Origin of the sequence: Seohaeicola sp. 4SK31 (assembly GCF_028802875.1) — a bacterium.
In the GTDB taxonomy this organism is placed as follows: Bacteria; Pseudomonadota; Alphaproteobacteria; order Rhodobacterales; family Rhodobacteraceae; genus Seohaeicola.
The window spans coordinates 295042-311131 of record NZ_JARAMP010000001.1; the positions used below are offsets into that span (position 1 = coordinate 295042).

The window sequence follows — 16090 nt, forward strand, 5'->3', positions numbered from 1 at the left end:
GGTCGCCCCTTTTGTCATTCCGGCTGGCAGATCTCGTCCGCGCGTATGGCGCGGATGGTGCGCAGGAGCAACGCCGCGATGATCACCAGCAGGACACCAGCCAGCACCGTGCCGAACAGGTGATGCGCCGCCGAACCGGTCTTGTCGGCATAGAGGAAACTGGCCACCGTCACGGCGGCAAAGGGAAAGGACAGCGCCCAGAAGGACAGCGCGAAGGGCAGTTTCACGATGCGCGGCAGTTGCACGGCGACCAGCAAGGTGAAGAGATAGGCCCCGTTCATCAGGATGCGCGCAAAGGCGTCGATCTGGCCCGTCAGGTGGAACCACGCCAGAAAGCCCACGGCAGGCGGCGCGATCAGGATCACCAGCGTTGGCTGCAACCGCCCCGGCATCGGGTCGTGAAAGATCAGCCGGTTCATCACCAGCGTCAGCAACACGATCCAGAAGATCAGTCCGACCGACAGGAAATACCAGCTGATCTCGGTATAGCCCATCTGCACACCCGCGATCGGCACGATCACATTTCCCACCGCCGGGATGAACCATGCTGGCGACAGATGCGGCGTCTGAAACGCCCGGTGCCCGATCCAGCCCGAGATGACGGCGATGGTCAACATCCCTTGAATGACCATCCCGAACAGCCACAACGGCTCGGCCACAGCGGGTGCCCGCGACAGGGTCAGCGTGGAGATCAGCAGCAGCGAGATCGAGATGGCCGGAAAAAAGGCCAGCCGCACGGGATGGTTCCACTCTGCCCGCACCGCCGCCGGATAGCGCAGCGCCTTGAGTGCGTAGAGAACCGCGACGGCACCAAAAATCAGAATCGCCGATCCATAGGCAAGGTCGGACCCCCATGACGCCAGACCGTAGGCCCGCTCGACCGCTTGCAAGGCCAGAGACAGGCCCGTCATGCCCATCACGATGGCAAAGAACGTGACGGGAAAATGCTCCAGCCGGCTGTGTGTGGCGGGGGACACCGCTTTTGCCTGCGTGATGTCGGTCATGGTCTGAGTCTTTCTGTTCTGCGCCTGTTGCGGCGCAAGACAACAGTTTGGCGCGGGAATGTCACGACCTTCCCGACACAGGGGTGCCCTGACGCCCCTGCATCAGCGCCTGCGCGGTATAGACAAGGATCGCAATCCCCACCGCACCGGCCGCCGCGACACCCAGCAGAACGATCACGTCAATCGGCCCGCCGATATCATGGAACCCGGAACTGGTGATCCATTGCACGAACAACACCGCCGCCACCGCGCCAAAGGGCATGGCCAACTGCGCCAGCAGGAATTTCCGCATCGACATGGCACGGTCGCGGATCAGCACATAGAGATAGGCCAGCGTGATGACCACGGCGACCGCCACCATGGCCCAGAACAGGCCACGTCCGAACATTTCCTCGAACACGGCCAGCAGGGTCTCGAATGTGAGCTCTTTCATCGTCGTGATCCTTTCTCAGGCCTTGCCGCGCAGCATGGCGTTATAGGTGGCTTTCAGCGCGACTTCCTTCATCAGCCAGCTGATCCACAGCTCTTCCAGCGGAGCGATGATGCCGGGGAAGCTGGGCACAAGGTTGTTGTTGTAATCAAACTCGACCAGCATCGCGCGCCCCACACGCGTAATCAGCGGGCAGGAGGTATAGCCGTCATAGGCGGCGGTGCCGTCCTTGCCTTCGATCTGGGCTGTCAGATGGTCCTCGACCACCGGCACCTGCCATTTGACCGAGGCCGCCGTCTTGCCCTTGGGCACGCCCGCCACATCACCCAGCGCGAAGACATTGGCATAGCGCACATGACGCAGGGTCTTCATATCGGCCTCGACCCACCCCTGATCCTGCCATTTGTCGGCCCATGGCAGCGGCGAGTTGCGCACCACCTCGGGCGCGCGCTGCGGCGGGATCACGTTGATGAAATCATAGGGCAGGTCCTTGTCCCCATCGGGCGTGGTGAAGGTGGCCAGCTTCCGGCCCGGATCAATCGCCTTCATCACATGGTCATGCACCACGGCGACGTCGCGATCGGCAAACAGCATCCGCACCTTCTCGCTGACAATGGGCACACCGAACAGCGCCTTGTTGTTGGCGGCATAGGTGATCTCGACCTTGCCACGATTGCCCTTCTTGCGGGCAAAATCATCGGTCAGGAAGGTGTATTTCAGCGGCGCGCCCGCGCATTTCATCTCGGTCGCGGGGCGGGTGAAGAGGGCCTGCCCGCCCTCTTCGGTGAAACGGTCCATGGCCGCCCATGTCTTGGCGGCATAGTCAGGCCCGGCATAGACGGCGCCGATGCCGTTCTGCCCCACCATATCCAGAGAGAAGCCTTCGATCCCGGCCCAATCAAGTGTCAGGCCGGTTGCGACGACAAGGAAATCATAAGGAACCGCCTGACCCGAGGCCGTCACCACACGGTTGCCCTCGGGGTCGATCTCGGCGGCATATTCGGCGATCAATGTCGCCTCTTTCGGTAGCCAGTCAGTCGTGCCGGACACGGAATATCCCGCCGGTTTCAGACCTGCGGCAATCAGGGTGAAACCGGGCTGATACCAATGCTCGGGCCGACCGTCGATCAGGGTGATCTGCGCGCCGTCAAGCCGCGTGACCAGACGATTGGCCAGCGCGGCACCGCCCGCGCCTGCGCCAAGGATCACGATCCGCGCGCCGGTCTTGATCCGCGCGGCCTGCACGGGTGCGCCGGATGTGGCCATGAAGGCAGCGGCCCCACCGGCAAGGCCAAGAAAAGCGCGACGCGAGGCGCGCAACTGGGTTGATTCTGACATGGGGTCCTCCTGATATATGCGTATTTTGGCATACATTCGGAAAGACGGATTTGAGATGGATCAAATTCGGCAGGCGACCGCCCGGATTTTCGTGCTCCGGGCGGCCCTGCAATCACATCATGCCCAGCAACCGCGCGGCATTGTTCTTCAGGATATCGGGACGCAACTCGTCCTTGATGTCGATCTTCTCGAAATCGGCCAGCCAGCGTTCGGGGCTGATCATCGGCCAGTCGGACCCGAACAGCACCTTCTTTTTCAGGATCGAATTGGCATAACGCACAAGGATCGGCGGGAAATACTTGGGCGACCAGCCGGACAGGTCGATATAGACATTTGGCTTGTGCTGGGCCACAGCCAGCGCCTCTTCCTGCCAGGGAAAGGAGGGATGCGCCATGATGATCTTCAGATCGGGGAAATCCACCGCCACATCGTCCAGATACATCGGATTGGAATATTTCAGCCGCATCCCGTTGCCACCCGGCATTCCCGAGCCCACGCCGGTCTGGCCGGTGTGGAACAGGGCGATGGCCCCGGCCTCCTGTATCGCCTCATAGAGCGGATAGGCGAAACGTTCGTTGGGATAGAAACCCTGAAAGGTCGGGTGGAACTTGAACCCCTTGACCCCGTAATGCTCGACCAGACGCCGCGCCTCGCGCACGCCCATCTTGCCCTTGTGTGGGTCGATCGAGGCGAAGGGGATCAGCACATCGGAATTGGCGGCGGCGATCTCGGCCACTTCCTCGTTCTTGTAGCGGCGATACCCTGTCTCGCGCTCGGCATCGACGGGAAAGATCACTGCGGCGATGTTCTGTTCGCGGTAATGGGCGGCGGTTTCCACCATGGTGGGCGGATGCGACCACGGCGCGCCGAAATACTTGGCCATGGTGGATTGCAGGTCGTCGTAACCGTCATCCGAATGGCAGCCGCAGGGCTCTTCGGCATGGGTGTGGATGTCGATGGCGCGGATGTTCGCGAGGTCAATCATGGGCGGTTTCCCTTACTGGTCGATCTGGTCAATACGGCGCAGCAGCGCCACAAGTGTTGCGCGTTCCTCGGCACTCAGGTCAGCCAGCATCGCATCCTCATGCGCCTCAAGGGCGGCGACGGCGGCACGGCGGCGGCGCGTTCCGGCCAGCGTCGCGCGCAAGGCAAAGGACCGGCGATCCGTCAACACCCGGTGCCGCCCGATCAGGCCTGCCTCCTCCAGCGCGTCGATGATCAGCACCGTGTTCGAACGCTCCATGTTCAGGCTGGCGGCCAGTTGCGACTGCGTCACATCCGGCGTGTCACAGATCACCGACAGGGCCGAGAACGTGGTGATCCGCAGGCCCAGCGGCTCCAATACCCGGGCGGCATCGGCCATCATGCAGTTGGTCGCGCGCTTCATGGTATAGCCGACAAGCTGGCGCAGCGACCGGTCCAGCGCGGTGGCCGAAGGGATGGGTGTCTCGGGTGCGGGGGCAGTCTTGCGGGTCATGGCATCACCGGAACGTGGGGCTGCGTTTCTGTAGGAACGCCTTCAGGCCCTCCTGCGCGTCGGGGCTGGTCTGGGTCAGCGCGGCACAGAGGCTTTCGGTGAACAGGCCGTCCGCCTTGGACATGTCCTCGATCCGGGCCAGCGCGTGGATCATGATATAGTTGGACAGACCCGCATTGCTGGCGATCTTGCCCGCCAGATCCCGCGCCAGATCCATCGCCTGCCCCGGCCCGACGGCATAGTGGCACAGGCCCAAACGCAGACCTTCCTCGGAATCGTATTTGCGCCCGGTCAGCATCATCTCGATCATCCGGTCAGCTCCAAGGATACGCCCGACCCGGACCGAAGCCCCGCCCCCGACATAGATGCCGCGCCGTCCCTCGGGCAGCTGAAAGATCACCGACGGCTCGGCGATCCGCACATGGGTGGCGGTGGCCAGTTCCAGCCCCCCGCCGATCACTGCACCGACCATGGCCGACACGACCGGCAGTCCCGAAAACTGGATCTTGTCCATCACCGCGTGCCAGCCCCGCGAATGGCGCAGCGTGCCCTCGGCGTCGCGGGCCACATGCTCGCTCAGGTCAAGACCGGAACAGAAATGCCCGCCCGTCCCGGTCAGGATAACCACTTTCACCCCGGCTGGCGGGTTCGAGAAGAAGGCATCCAGTTCGGACAGCAACTGATCGTTCATCGCATTGCGCTTGTCCGGACGGTTCATCGTCAGAGTGGCAACCGGGCCTTCGATATCAAGGGTCAGAGTCTGCATGGGCGATCTTGTCATCTGTTCGGCCTTTTTGGCTATATGTCATAACTATCTGGACGCGCGAAAACGCAAGGCTTCCCCGGCCCCACCGCCTGTTGCGGAGGGCCGGGGCGTGGTCTGTCAGTACATCATCCGCAGTGCAAACAGCGTGATACTCGGGAACATCACAAGGATGATCACGCGGATGATGTCAGAGGCCACGAAATACATCACGGCCTTATAGGTCTCGATCATGGGGGTCAGCCGGTCCATCGAGTTGATGACGAACAGGTTCATGCCCACAGGTGGCGTGATCAGGCCGACTTCGACCACGATCAGCACAAGGATCCCGAACCAGATCGCCACTTCCTCGGTCGTCATGCCGAAATCCAGATTGGCGACGATCGGAAAGAAGATCGGGATCGTCAGCAGAATCATGGACAGGCTGTCCATCACCGCGCCAAGGATCAGGTAGATCAGCAGGATCACGGTCAGCACCATCCACGGGCTGAGTCCAAGACTGACCACATAGTTCGACAGCTCCTGCGGCACCTGCGTCAGCGCCAGAAAACCGTTGTAGAAGGCCGCCGCCAGCACGATGAAAAAGATCATCGCGGTCGAGCGTGCCGTCGCCATGAAGCTTTCGACAAAGCTGTGTCGGTTCAGCCCGCCATTGAACAGCGCGATCAGGCCGGTGCCCAACGCGCCGACGGCTGCCCCTTCCGTGGGGGTAAAGACGCCCAGATAGATACCGCCGACAACGACCAGAAACACGGTCAGAACCGGCCAGACATCCAGCACGGCACGCCAGCGTTGTGCATAGGGCATCCGCGCGCGGGCGGTTCCGGCACGGTCGGGATGGACCCGCGCATAGATGGCGATCGTGATCATGTAACCGATAGCGGCCAGAATGCCCGGCACGAAAGCCGACAGGAACAGCTTGGCGATGTTCTGCTCGGTCAGGATGGCATAGATCACCAGCACCACGGATGGCGGAATCAGGATACCCAGCGTGCCACCTGCCGCCAGTGTCGCCGTCGAAAAACCTCCGGCATAGCCATAGCGGCGCAGTTCCGGCAAAGCGACCTGGCTCATGGTGGCGGCAGTGGCCAGCGACGATCCACAGATCGCTCCGAACCCGGCACAGGCACCGACAGCGGACATGGCGACACCGCCCTTGCGGTGCCCCAGCCATGCCTCGGCCGCCTTGAACAGCGACTGGGACATGCCGCCCAGCGTGGCGAAATGGCCCATCAGCAGGAACATCGGGATGATCGAGAGCGAATAGCTGGAAAAGGTCGAATACGTCTCGGACTTCAGCCGGGCAAAGCCCATGTTGAAGCTGCCCGTGGCAAAGAACAGGCCGAACAGCCCCACCAGAAACATCGCAAGCCCGATCGGCACGCGCAGGAAGATCAGGGTCAGCAGAACGGGAAAGGACGCAATCCCGATTTCAAGAGTGGTCAATGTTCTGCTCCCCCGACGGACAGGATGGTCCGGTTGCCGAAAAACTCACCGGCCCGCACAATCGCGATATAGATACCGACCAGCGCCGCGACCACGGCACCGACAAGGCTGGCGGCATAGGACCACCAGACCGGAAACTGCAACAGGAAGGTCGTCTCGCGATACTGCATCTTGGACAGCATCCCCTCGTAAAGTTGAAGGGCGATCAGGACCAACACAGCTGCAAAGACGATGTCCACGACCATCTGGATCATCCGGTTCACCTTGACCGACAGGCCGGCGGTGAAGATGTCGACGGTCGCATGACCGCCGGTAATCTGACAGAAGGGGATGAAGGCGAAGATGGCAAAGGCAACACCGGCCTCGACCAGTTCGAAATCACCAAGGATCGGTCCGACGCCGGTATCCAGCAAGGTCTGCGCAAAGTCACCCAGCACCGCAACCACCGGGCCGGAATGCAAAAGCGTGTTCAACGCCCGCCCCAGCACCGAGACGCAGATCACAAGGATCAGCGCCGTCAGGACCAGCCCGCCCAACACCGCCATCAGGCGGGCAAGACCATTCATGAACCTGTGCATCTGCGTGACTTTCCTTCCGTTGATGATCGAACCGTCAAGCAAGGTCCCGCAGCGCTGCCGCTGCGGGACCCCGTCATTCTATGGTGTCAGTTGCTGTGCTTTGCAATCAGCGCACGCGCCTGATCCACCACGGCCTGCCCGTCAAGGCCGGTCTTGTTCAGGCTCTCGATCCACTCGGCCTCGACACCGGCGGCAGCCTCTTTCCACTCTGCCACCTGTTCCGGAGTCAGCGTGATGATGTTGTTGCCAGCCGCAACTGCGACTTCCCGCGACGGACCATCCCCCCCGGCCTGGGTCTTGCCCGCAAAGGCCGAGAATTCCAGACCCGAATTGTTGTCGATCACCGCCTTCAGATCATCGGGCAGCGCCTCATACTTCTCCTTGTTCATCGCGAAGATGAACGAGGTCGTGTAAAGCGACTCGCCTCCGAATTCGGTGTGATTGCCCACCAGTTCCGACATCTTCAGAGAGGCGGTCACTTCCCACGGAATAACAGCCGCGTCGATCACGCCCTTGGACAGCGATTCCGGAATCGCGGGCACCGGCATCCCAATGGGCGTTGCGCCCAGTGCCGTGAACAGCTGGGTCGTGGTGCGGGTCGGCGCGCGCAGCTTGACCCCGTTCAGATCGGCAACCGAGGTGATCGGGCTTTTCGAGTGGATCACACCGGGACCGTGGACCCAGACGCCGAGCGTCTTGAAATCCTTGAATTCTGTGTCAAGCAGATTGGCCTCAGCATAGTCCCAATAGGCGCGGCTCGTCGCCTCGGCATTGGTCATCATGAAGGGCAGCTCGAACACTTCGGCCTGCGGAAAGCGGCCTGGCGTGTAGCCTGCCACGGTCCAGACGATATCGGCCACGCCGTCAATCACCTGATTGATCAACTCGGGTGGGGTGCCGCCCAGCTGCATCGAGGGGAAACGGTCGATCTTGATCCGCCCGTTGCTGTCCGCCTCGACCTTGTCGGCCCAGACATCCAGAATCAGTTTCGGCACATTGGCCTGCGCGGGCAGGAACTGGTGCAGCTTCAACGTCACTTCCTGCGCATGGGCCGCGACGGTCATGCCGGCCATCATGGCGGCGGTCGCAACGGTGCGCAGTGCCGTTTTCATAAAGGTCATAGTGTGATCCTCCCTAAGGATAATGTGGAAACCGCCCCGATTTCGCCGCAGGGGTCGGGCCTTCAGATGCCGGAAATCTCGCCCGCTCCTCAGGGTTCAAAGTCCGGTTGGCGTGCGGGATGCGCATCGGCAAATGCCGGCAGCGCCTCGCATCGCGCATGAATGTCCGCGATCCGTTTCAGATGGCTGATATCCACCCCGAAACGCTGTGCGGAAAAGATCTGGGGAACAAGGCACACGTCTGCCAGCCCCGGTGTATCGCCGAAGCAGAAGGCGCTGTCGCGCGGGCGCTTGGCCAGCAATGCCTCGCAGGCGTCCAGCCCATCGGTCAGCCAGCGGGTCAGCCACTTCGTCGTGGCCGCTGCATCCGCGCCGAATTCGTCGGACAGGTATTTCAGCACGCGCAGGTTCTGCAGCGGATGGATCTCGCAGGCGATCACCTGTGCAAAGGCGCGCACGCGGGCACGTTCCAGCGGATCTGTCGGCAACAGCGCAGGGTCGGGATGTGTCTCGTCCAGCCATTCGAGAATCGCCAGCGACTGCGTCAACTCGTCCCCGTCATCGGTGATCAGGGCAGGCAGCAGCTTCTGCGGGTTAAGCGACGCGAAGGCGGGGGATTTCTGCGCCCCCTGCTTGAGGTGGACGGATTCGAAATCGTAGTCCACCCCCTTGAGATTGAACGCAATCCGGCAGCGATAGGACGAGGAACTGCGGAAATAGCCATAGAACTTCATGCGACCATCCCCGGAGGGGCTGTGACGAACATCGCTTGCATGAGCCCTCCTCCCAAAGGTTTCCGCGAATAGGTAGCATACGTATAGTTATGCACCATTTCTATTTGATACTGCATTTCACCAGTTCGGCCAAGCACATCTTTGCCGACCGCAACGGACCAGCCTCCCCCCGAAGCTAAACCGACCGCTTGGTTGACTTTGCGATCCGATGCATCGCCTGTCAATAGTCATGTGGTCTCGCCAGTCTTATGCCTTTGCCCCCGGCCGCGCAAAACAAAAGGGCCGGTCGAAACCGGCCCTTCCCATGGACTGTCTGCGCGGGATCAGTTCAGCGCGGCATCGCTGATCACATGCGTCCAGGCGCCTTCCGGCTGCTTGGTGATCACGGGCTCCTCACCGGCGGCCAGCAACGTGGCCACGGTGCGCTCATAGTCAGCCGGGTCCAGCGCGCCATTCGACCCTGCGGTCAGCTTGGCCACCTCACCCATCATGCGCTTCTGATGCTGTTCGGTCTGTGCGCCGGTCTGGTCGTTGTCCAGAACGATCATCGCCGCCTCGTCCGGGTTCTCCTCGGCGTATTTCCAGCCCTTCATCGAGGCGCGCACGAAACGGGCCATCTTGTCGACGAAGGCCGGATCGCTCAGGTTCTCTTCCAGAACGTAAAGACCATCCTCCAGCGTCGCGACGCCCTGATCCTCATACTTGAAGGTCACCAACTCCTCGGGCGTCACGCCCGCGTCGATCACCTGCCAGTATTCGTTATAGGTCATGGTGGAGATGCAATCCGCCTGACGCTGGATCAGCGGATCGACGTTGAAACCCTGCTTCAGGACTTCAACCCCGTTCTCGCTCTTGCCATCGGTGGAAATCCCCAGCTGGCTCATCCAGCTCATGAAGGGGAATTCGTTGCCGAAGAACCAGACACCCAGCGTGCGGTTCTTCAGGTCTTCAGGGCTGGCGATCCCGGTGTCTTTCCAGCAGGTCAGCATCATGCCCGAGGATTTGAACGGCTGCGCGATATTGACCAGCGGCAGACCCTTTTCGCGCGCGGCAAGGGCGGCCGGCATCCAGTCCACCATCACATCGGCACCGCCGCCCGCGATCACCTGCGTCGGCGCGATATCCGGGCCACCCGGCAGAATGGTGACATTCAGGTCCTCTTCCTCATAGAACCCTTTGTCGAGCGCCACATAATATCCCGCGAACTGGGCCTGCGTGACCCACTTCAGTTGCAGCGTCACGTCATCCGCCGCCCATGCGGGGGCCGAGGCCAACCCAAGGGCCAGCGTCGCACCTGTCATCAGTTTCTTCATTCTCTCATACTCCTTGTTGAACGATTCTTCTTGTCCGGCCTTTCCGGCTTCTTGTTGCTTGTCCGCTACCTGCGTTGCGAGGGATGCCAGAAGGTCATCGCCCGCTCGATCCAGACCACGATACCATAAAACGCCGTGCCCGCGATGGCCGCGACGATGATCTCGGCCCAGACCAGATCAATCGACAGGCTGCCTACGCCCGTGGAAATGCGAAAGCCCATCCCGCGCGTGGGTGACCCGAAATATTCCGCCACGATCGCCCCGATCAGCGCCAGCGTGGTGGCGATCTTCAGCCCGTTGAAGATGAAGGGCATCGCCGCAGGCAGGCGCAGCTTCAGCAAGGTCTGCATATAGCCCGCCGCATAAGTCCGCATCAGGTCGCGCTGCATGGCATCCGTTTCGCGCAGGCCCTGCACTGTGTTCACGAGGATGGGGAAAAACACCATCACCACGACAACCGCCGCCTTGGACTGCCAGTCAAAGCCGAACCAGCTGACCAGAATGGGCGCGATCCCCACGATGGGCAGGGCGGCCACAAAATTGCCCACCGGCAACAGGCCACGGGTCAGAAAGGCCGACCGGTCAATCAGGATGGCCGTGACAAACGCCGCCGTGCTGCCGATGGCAAAGCCGGTCAACGCGCCCTTGAGGACGGTCTGGCGGAAATCCTCCCACAGGATGCCGGTCGAGGCGGCAAAGGTCTGCGCCACATCGGATGGTGCGGGCAGGATCACGGGCGACACGCCCAATCCCCGCACCAGCCCTTCCCACAGCACGATCAGGGTCACACCAAAGAGCACGGGCACAAGAATGCGTACCGCGCGGGTGCCCCGCCATGCGGAATTCGCCAGCCACGCATTCAATGCCCAGGCTCCGGCCCAGAAGATCAGCGCAAAGACCAGCCAGCTCATGCCTGCATCCCCATGCGTTTCAAGGTGACCCGCTGCGCCAGATCCAGCAGCGTGACCAAGGCCCCCGCCAGAACCGCCGCCGCCACCAGCGCCGCCCAGATCGCCAGCGGCGTGCCGAACTGATCCCCGATCAGGATCCGCGCACCCAGGCCGCTGATGGCCCCCGTCGGCAACTCGCCGACGATGGTCCCCACCAGCGCCGCCGCGATCCCGACCTTGAGCGAGGTAAAGAGATACGGCACCGAGGCTGGCAGACGCAGCTTCAGAAATGCCTGAAAGCCCGACGCGTTATAGGTCTTGAGCAGGTCCAGTTGCGCATGCGCGGGCGAGCGCAACCCTTTGACCATGCCCACCAGCACCGGGAAATAGCACAGGTAGGCCGAGATGATCGCCTTGGGCACCGTGCGGTCCGAAATGCCCAATTGCGACGCCACGACGATGATCATCGGTGCCAGTGCCACAATCGGCACCGTCTGGCTGATGATCGCCCAAGGCATCAGGCTCATATCCACCACCCGCGAATAGACGATCGCCACCGCCCCCAGAATCCCCAGAGTCGTGCCCAGCGCAAAGCCCCAAAGCGTCGATTGCAGCGTTATCCAGCCGTGATAGATAAGCGAGCGTTTCGACATCGCCCGCCCGTTCAGCGCCATATCCCCTGTGGTGTTCCACAACTCGACCGCCACCTGCCCCGGCGTCGGCAACCGCGGCCGCTCCATCGCATATGCGTCCTTGATCTGCGCCGGATTGCGCAGCATCAAGGACCAGACCGACACCTCCTGACGCTCCAGCGCGGTGGCCGGCTGCAACACCGCCCCACCCCGCTGCGCCTGATCCAGCGCGACGCGGATATTCATCGGCGCCACAGCGGCATACCAGATGGCCATGATCGCCAGCAGAACCGTCAGGACAGGCAGAGCATTCCTCATGCTTGCACACTCCCGGCGTCACCGTTCCCCGGATACTCGAAAGCCATCACCTGCGGCGGGCACAGTTCTTTGAGTATTTTAGGAACAGTGAAAGGAATTGGTGCTCTATTCCCCCCACGGTACAGGCTGGAGAGCCGATGACCGTGAACGGTGAAGGGGTCCGCCACCTTGCACAAAAGGCGGGCCGGGTGTGAAGGGGGGCAGGCGCCTGCGCCCTTTCCACCCGGATCGGTGGCGCGCGGCTCAATCATCATAAGCATGCCCCGCGCGCAGCCCGTCGCGGACGCGATGGGCGATCTCGATGAACTCTGGGCTGTCGCGGATCTCCAAGGGGCGCGCGCGCGGCAGGGGGCTGTCGATCACATCGGTGATCCGGCCCGGGCGCGGCGACATCACCACGATCTTCGTGGACAGATAAACCGCCTCGGGGATCGAATGGGTGACGAAACAGATCGTCTTGTTGGTCCGCTCCCACAGCTTGAGCAATTGCTCGTTCAAATGGTCCCGCACGATCTCGTCCAGCGCGCCGAAGGGTTCATCCATCAACAGCAGATCGGCATCAAAGGCCAGCGCGCGGGCGATACTGGCCCGCTGCTGCATCCCGCCCGAGAGCTGCCAGGGATATTTCTTCTCGAACCCGCCCAGTTCCACCAGTTCCATCACGCGCTTGACCCGTTCGTCCTGATCGGCGCGGCTATAGCCCATGATCTCAAGCGGCAGGCGGATATTGCCGCCGATGGTGCGCCAGGGATACAACCCCGCCGCCTGAAACACATAGCCATAGGCCCGCGCCTTGCGCGCCGCCTCGGGCGAGGTGCCGTTCACCGTGATCTGCCCTGCCGTCGGCTGCTCCAGATCGGCCATCACCCGCAGGAAGGTGGTCTTGCCACAGCCCGACGGGCCAATAAAACTGACGAAATCCCCCCGGTTGATGTCCAGCGACACGTCACGCAGCGCATGCACCGGGCCATCCCCGGTCTGAAAGGTCAGATCAAGGCCCTTGGCACTGATCACGGGGGCGCTGATCGCGGGTTGGGTGGTCACGTCTGTCGTCTCCTGCTGGCCGCAGTATTGGCTGGCGGCGGGGGGCCGGATCAAGTCCGACCCTCCCTTACTCTGCTTCTTTTCTGACCTGAATCAGATTCCTGCCGGAATATTCAGCGGATCACGTTTGATCATCTTGGGCGCGGTCAGTTCCTTCCACTTGCTCAGCGCCACATTGGCCGAGGGAAAAGCCGGGCGCGGCACGAAACGGCCCCGTCCGGGCTGCGGCTGGCTGTTCTGCCCCCAAGCCCAGATCACCTCGCCCCGGCTCAGGGTATAGCGCGCCTGCGCCTTCACCTCGAAGCCCTCGAACACGTTGTAATCCAGCACCGAATGGTGGTTCGAAGCGCTGATGGTCTTGCTGATCTTCGGGTCCCAGACTACGATGTCTGCATCCGCCCCTTCCACGATCGCCCCCTTCTTGGGATAGATATTCAGGATCTTGGCCACGTTCGTGCTGGTCGCCGCCACGAATTCGTTGGGCGTCAGGCGGCCCGTTTCCACCCCTTCGGTCCACAGGACGGCCAGACGCTCCTCCAACCCGTTTGATCCGTTCGGGATGATGCGGAAATCATGCCGCCCCGCGCGCTTCTGCGCCGTGCTGAAGGCCGCATGATCCGTGGCCACCACCTGCAACGATCCGGCCTGCAATCCGGCCCACAGACTGTCCTGATGTGCCTTGTTGCGGAACGGCGGCGACATCACGCGCCGCGCGGCATGGTCCCAATCGGTGTTGAAATACTCGGATTCGTCCAACGTCAGGAACTGGATCAGCGGCTCGCCATAGACCCGCATCCCCTTCTGCCGCGCGCGCCGGATCGCCTCATGCGCCTGCTCGCAGGAGACATGCACGATATACAACGGCACCCCCGCCGCATCGGCGATGGTGATCGCGCGGTTCGCGGCCTCGCCCTCGAATTCGGGCGGGCGGGAATAGGCGTGACCCTCCGGCCCGGTGATTCCCTGATCAAAGTATTTCTGCTGCATCTCGGCCACCAGATCGCCGTTCTCGGCATGGACCATCGGCAGCGCACCCAATTCGGCGCAGCGTTTGAAGGATGCGAACATCTCGTCATCCTCGATCATCAGCGCGCCCTTATAGGCCATGAAATGCTTGAAGCTGTTCACCCCCATATCGACCGCGTCCTTCATCTCGTTGAAGACGCTCTCGTTCCAGCCGGTGATCGCCATGTGATAGCCGACATCGGAACAGATCTGCGGCGCAGACTTCCGGTGCCACTCATTGATCGCGTTCTTGATGCTGCCATCGGCCCCCGGCAGGCAGAAATCCACGATCATCGTGGTCCCACCTGTCGCCGCCGCCCATGTGCCGCTCTCGAAGGTTTCCGCCGCCGTCGTGCCCATGAAGGGCATCTCCAGATGCGTGTGCGGGTCGATCCCGCCGGGGATCACATAGGCCCCATCGGCATCGATATACTCATCGCCTTTCAGATCGACGCCAATCTGCTTGATGGTCTCGCCCTCGATCAGCACATCGGCTTTCCATGTCCGGTCCGCCGTGCAGACCATGCCGCCCTTGATCACCTTGGTCATCTCAACCCTCCTTGTCGCGCGCATGGGTGCCATCCGGCCCCTGCTTCTTCTTGCTTCAAATATCCCGGGGGTCCGGGGGCTGGCCCCCGGCCCTGCCCTGTCCTCACTCGGCGATGCCCGCTGTCTCGACCACTGCGTGCAGCAGCACATCGCATCCCGCGCGGGCCCAATCCTTGGTAATCTCTTCCGCCTCGTTATGACTCAACCCGTCCACGCAGGGCGTCATGATCATCGCGGTCGGGGCCACCCGGTTGATCCAGCAGGCATCGTGACCGGCACCCGAGATCACATCCATATGGCTATAACCCAGCGTTTCGCAGGCGTTGCGGATCGCAGTCACGCAGCCTTCGTCGAAGGCGGGGGGATCGAAAGCGCCCACCACCTCGGCTTCGAATTCGCATCCCAGCGCGTCGCAGATACCCGGTGCCTTCTCGTTCAACTCGGCCACCATCGCTTCCAGCGTTTCAAGCACATGGCTGCGGAAATCGACCGTAAAGACCACCTTTTCAGGGATCACGTTGCGGCTGTTGGGATAGACGTCGATATGGCCGATCGCCCCCACGGCGGCGGGCTGATGCGCCATGGCAATCGCGTGCACCAGTTCGGTGATCTGCGCGAGGCCCCGCCCCGCGTTGCGGCGCATGCGCATGGGCGTCGATCCCGTATGCTGGCCCTTGCCCGTCACCGTGCATTGCACCCAGCGCAGGCCCTGCCCGTGGGTGACGACGCCCACGTCCTTGCCCTCGGCCTCCAGAATGGGGCCCTGCTCGATATGCAGCTCGTAATAGGCATGCATCTTGCGCGCACCCACAGGCTCGTCGCCTTCCCAGCCGATCCGCTTCAATTCGTCGCCAAAGCGCTTGCCCTTGGCATCCACGCGGTCCTTGGCCCAGTCTTCCTCCAGCACACCGGCAAAGACACCGGATGACAGCATGGCCGGGGCAAAGCGGGTGCCTTCCTCGTTGGTCCAGTTCACGGCGACGATGGGATGGCGGGTGCGGATGCCCAGATCGTTCAGCGTGCGGATCACCTCCAGCCCGCCCAGAACACCCAGCACGCCGTCATATTTCCCACCCGTGGGCTGCGTATCCAGATGGCTGCCCACATAGACCGGCAGTGCGTAGGGGTCGGTCCCTTCGCGCCGCGCGAACATATTGCCCATGGTGTCCAGCCCCATGGTGCAGCCCGCGTCTTCACACCAGCGCTGAAACAGGGCGCGGCCTTCGGCATCCTCGTCGGTCAGGGTCTGGCGGTTGTTGCCGCCTGCGATGCCGGGGCCGATCTTGGCCATCTCCATCAGGCTGTCCCACAGGCGGTCGGCATTGATCTTGAGGTTCTCACCGGGTGCAGGCATTGCGTTCATTCCCTGTTTCTTCTGTCATCCGGCCTCTTGCATCCATAGCGCAGAGGGGCCGTTCCACCCCGGCCGCCCGTGTCGAGAAGATGCT

Annotated in this window: 16 protein-coding genes; all 16 read right to left on the minus strand. The window is 62.2% G+C overall.

All coding sequences use genetic code 11. The features are described 5' to 3' along the window. Nucleotides 1-14: 14 nt before the first annotated feature. Nucleotides 15-1004 (minus strand): SLAC1 anion channel family protein, encoded by a 990-nt coding sequence (locus PVW27_RS01450; protein WP_274554751.1) that lies wholly within the window; start codon nucleotides 1002-1004, stop codon nucleotides 15-17. A gap of 61 nt (nucleotides 1005-1065) precedes the next feature. Next, nucleotides 1066-1437: a DUF5368 domain-containing protein gene (locus PVW27_RS01455; protein WP_274554752.1), complete on the minus strand. Its 372-nt coding sequence runs from the start codon at nucleotides 1435-1437 to the stop codon at nucleotides 1066-1068. Between the two features lie 15 nt (nucleotides 1438-1452). After that, entirely contained in the window at nucleotides 1453-2772 is a 1320-nt protein-coding gene (locus PVW27_RS01460; RefSeq protein WP_274554753.1) for an NAD(P)/FAD-dependent oxidoreductase, read from the minus strand. 112 nt (nucleotides 2773-2884) lie between these two features. Then, nucleotides 2885-3757, minus strand: coding sequence for an amidohydrolase family protein (locus PVW27_RS01465; RefSeq protein WP_274554754.1), 873 nt, complete (start codon nucleotides 3755-3757; stop codon nucleotides 2885-2887). A 12-nt stretch (nucleotides 3758-3769) separates the two neighbouring features. Next, nucleotides 3770-4249, minus strand: coding sequence for a MarR family winged helix-turn-helix transcriptional regulator (locus tag PVW27_RS01470; protein WP_274554755.1), 480 nt, complete (start codon nucleotides 4247-4249; stop codon nucleotides 3770-3772). A 4-nt stretch (nucleotides 4250-4253) separates the two neighbouring features. Beyond that, nucleotides 4254-5015, minus strand: a complete 762-nt coding sequence (locus PVW27_RS01475; protein ID WP_274554756.1) for a crotonase/enoyl-CoA hydratase family protein — start codon at nucleotides 5013-5015, stop codon at nucleotides 4254-4256. A gap of 117 nt (nucleotides 5016-5132) precedes the next feature. Next, nucleotides 5133-6458 carry a TRAP transporter large permease gene (locus PVW27_RS01480; RefSeq protein ID WP_274554757.1) on the minus strand — a complete coding sequence of 442 codons (1326 nt, stop codon included), beginning with the start codon at nucleotides 6456-6458 and terminating at the stop codon, nucleotides 5133-5135. Continuing rightward, nucleotides 6455-7036: a TRAP transporter small permease gene (locus tag PVW27_RS01485; RefSeq protein ID WP_274554758.1), complete on the minus strand. Its 582-nt coding sequence runs from the start codon at nucleotides 7034-7036 to the stop codon at nucleotides 6455-6457. Before PVW27_RS01485 ends, PVW27_RS01480 begins: the two co-directional genes overlap by 4 nt. A gap of 86 nt (nucleotides 7037-7122) precedes the next feature. Next, nucleotides 7123-8157: a TRAP transporter substrate-binding protein gene (locus PVW27_RS01490; RefSeq protein WP_432762076.1), complete on the minus strand. Its 1035-nt coding sequence runs from the start codon at nucleotides 8155-8157 to the stop codon at nucleotides 7123-7125. Nucleotides 8158-8246: 89 nt separating this feature from the next. Then, on the minus strand, nucleotides 8247-8891 hold the full coding sequence (gene maiA / locus PVW27_RS01495) for a maleylacetoacetate isomerase (RefSeq protein WP_274554759.1): 645 nt from the start codon (nucleotides 8889-8891) through the stop codon (nucleotides 8247-8249). A gap of 323 nt (nucleotides 8892-9214) precedes the next feature. Beyond that, nucleotides 9215-10204: an ABC transporter substrate-binding protein gene (locus tag PVW27_RS01500; RefSeq protein ID WP_274554760.1), complete on the minus strand. Its 990-nt coding sequence runs from the start codon at nucleotides 10202-10204 to the stop codon at nucleotides 9215-9217. Nucleotides 10205-10269: 65 nt separating this feature from the next. After that, nucleotides 10270-11115: an ABC transporter permease gene (locus tag PVW27_RS01505; RefSeq protein ID WP_274554761.1), complete on the minus strand. Its 846-nt coding sequence runs from the start codon at nucleotides 11113-11115 to the stop codon at nucleotides 10270-10272. Continuing rightward, on the minus strand, nucleotides 11112-12044 hold the full coding sequence (locus PVW27_RS01510) for an ABC transporter permease (RefSeq protein ID WP_274554762.1): 933 nt from the start codon (nucleotides 12042-12044) through the stop codon (nucleotides 11112-11114). The genes PVW27_RS01505 and PVW27_RS01510 overlap by 4 nt, the downstream gene beginning before the upstream one ends. A 243-nt stretch (nucleotides 12045-12287) precedes the next feature. Further along, nucleotides 12288-13070, minus strand: coding sequence for an ABC transporter ATP-binding protein (locus tag PVW27_RS01515; RefSeq protein WP_274554792.1), 783 nt, complete (start codon nucleotides 13068-13070; stop codon nucleotides 12288-12290). Nucleotides 13071-13181: 111 nt separating this feature from the next. Continuing rightward, nucleotides 13182-14642 carry a dihydropyrimidinase gene (gene hydA, locus PVW27_RS01520; RefSeq protein ID WP_274554763.1) on the minus strand — a complete coding sequence of 487 codons (1461 nt, stop codon included), beginning with the start codon at nucleotides 14640-14642 and terminating at the stop codon, nucleotides 13182-13184. Nucleotides 14643-14745: 103 nt separating this feature from the next. Next, nucleotides 14746-15996, minus strand: a complete 1251-nt coding sequence (locus PVW27_RS01525; protein WP_274554793.1) for a Zn-dependent hydrolase — start codon at nucleotides 15994-15996, stop codon at nucleotides 14746-14748. Nucleotides 15997-16090: the final 94 nt, after the last annotated feature.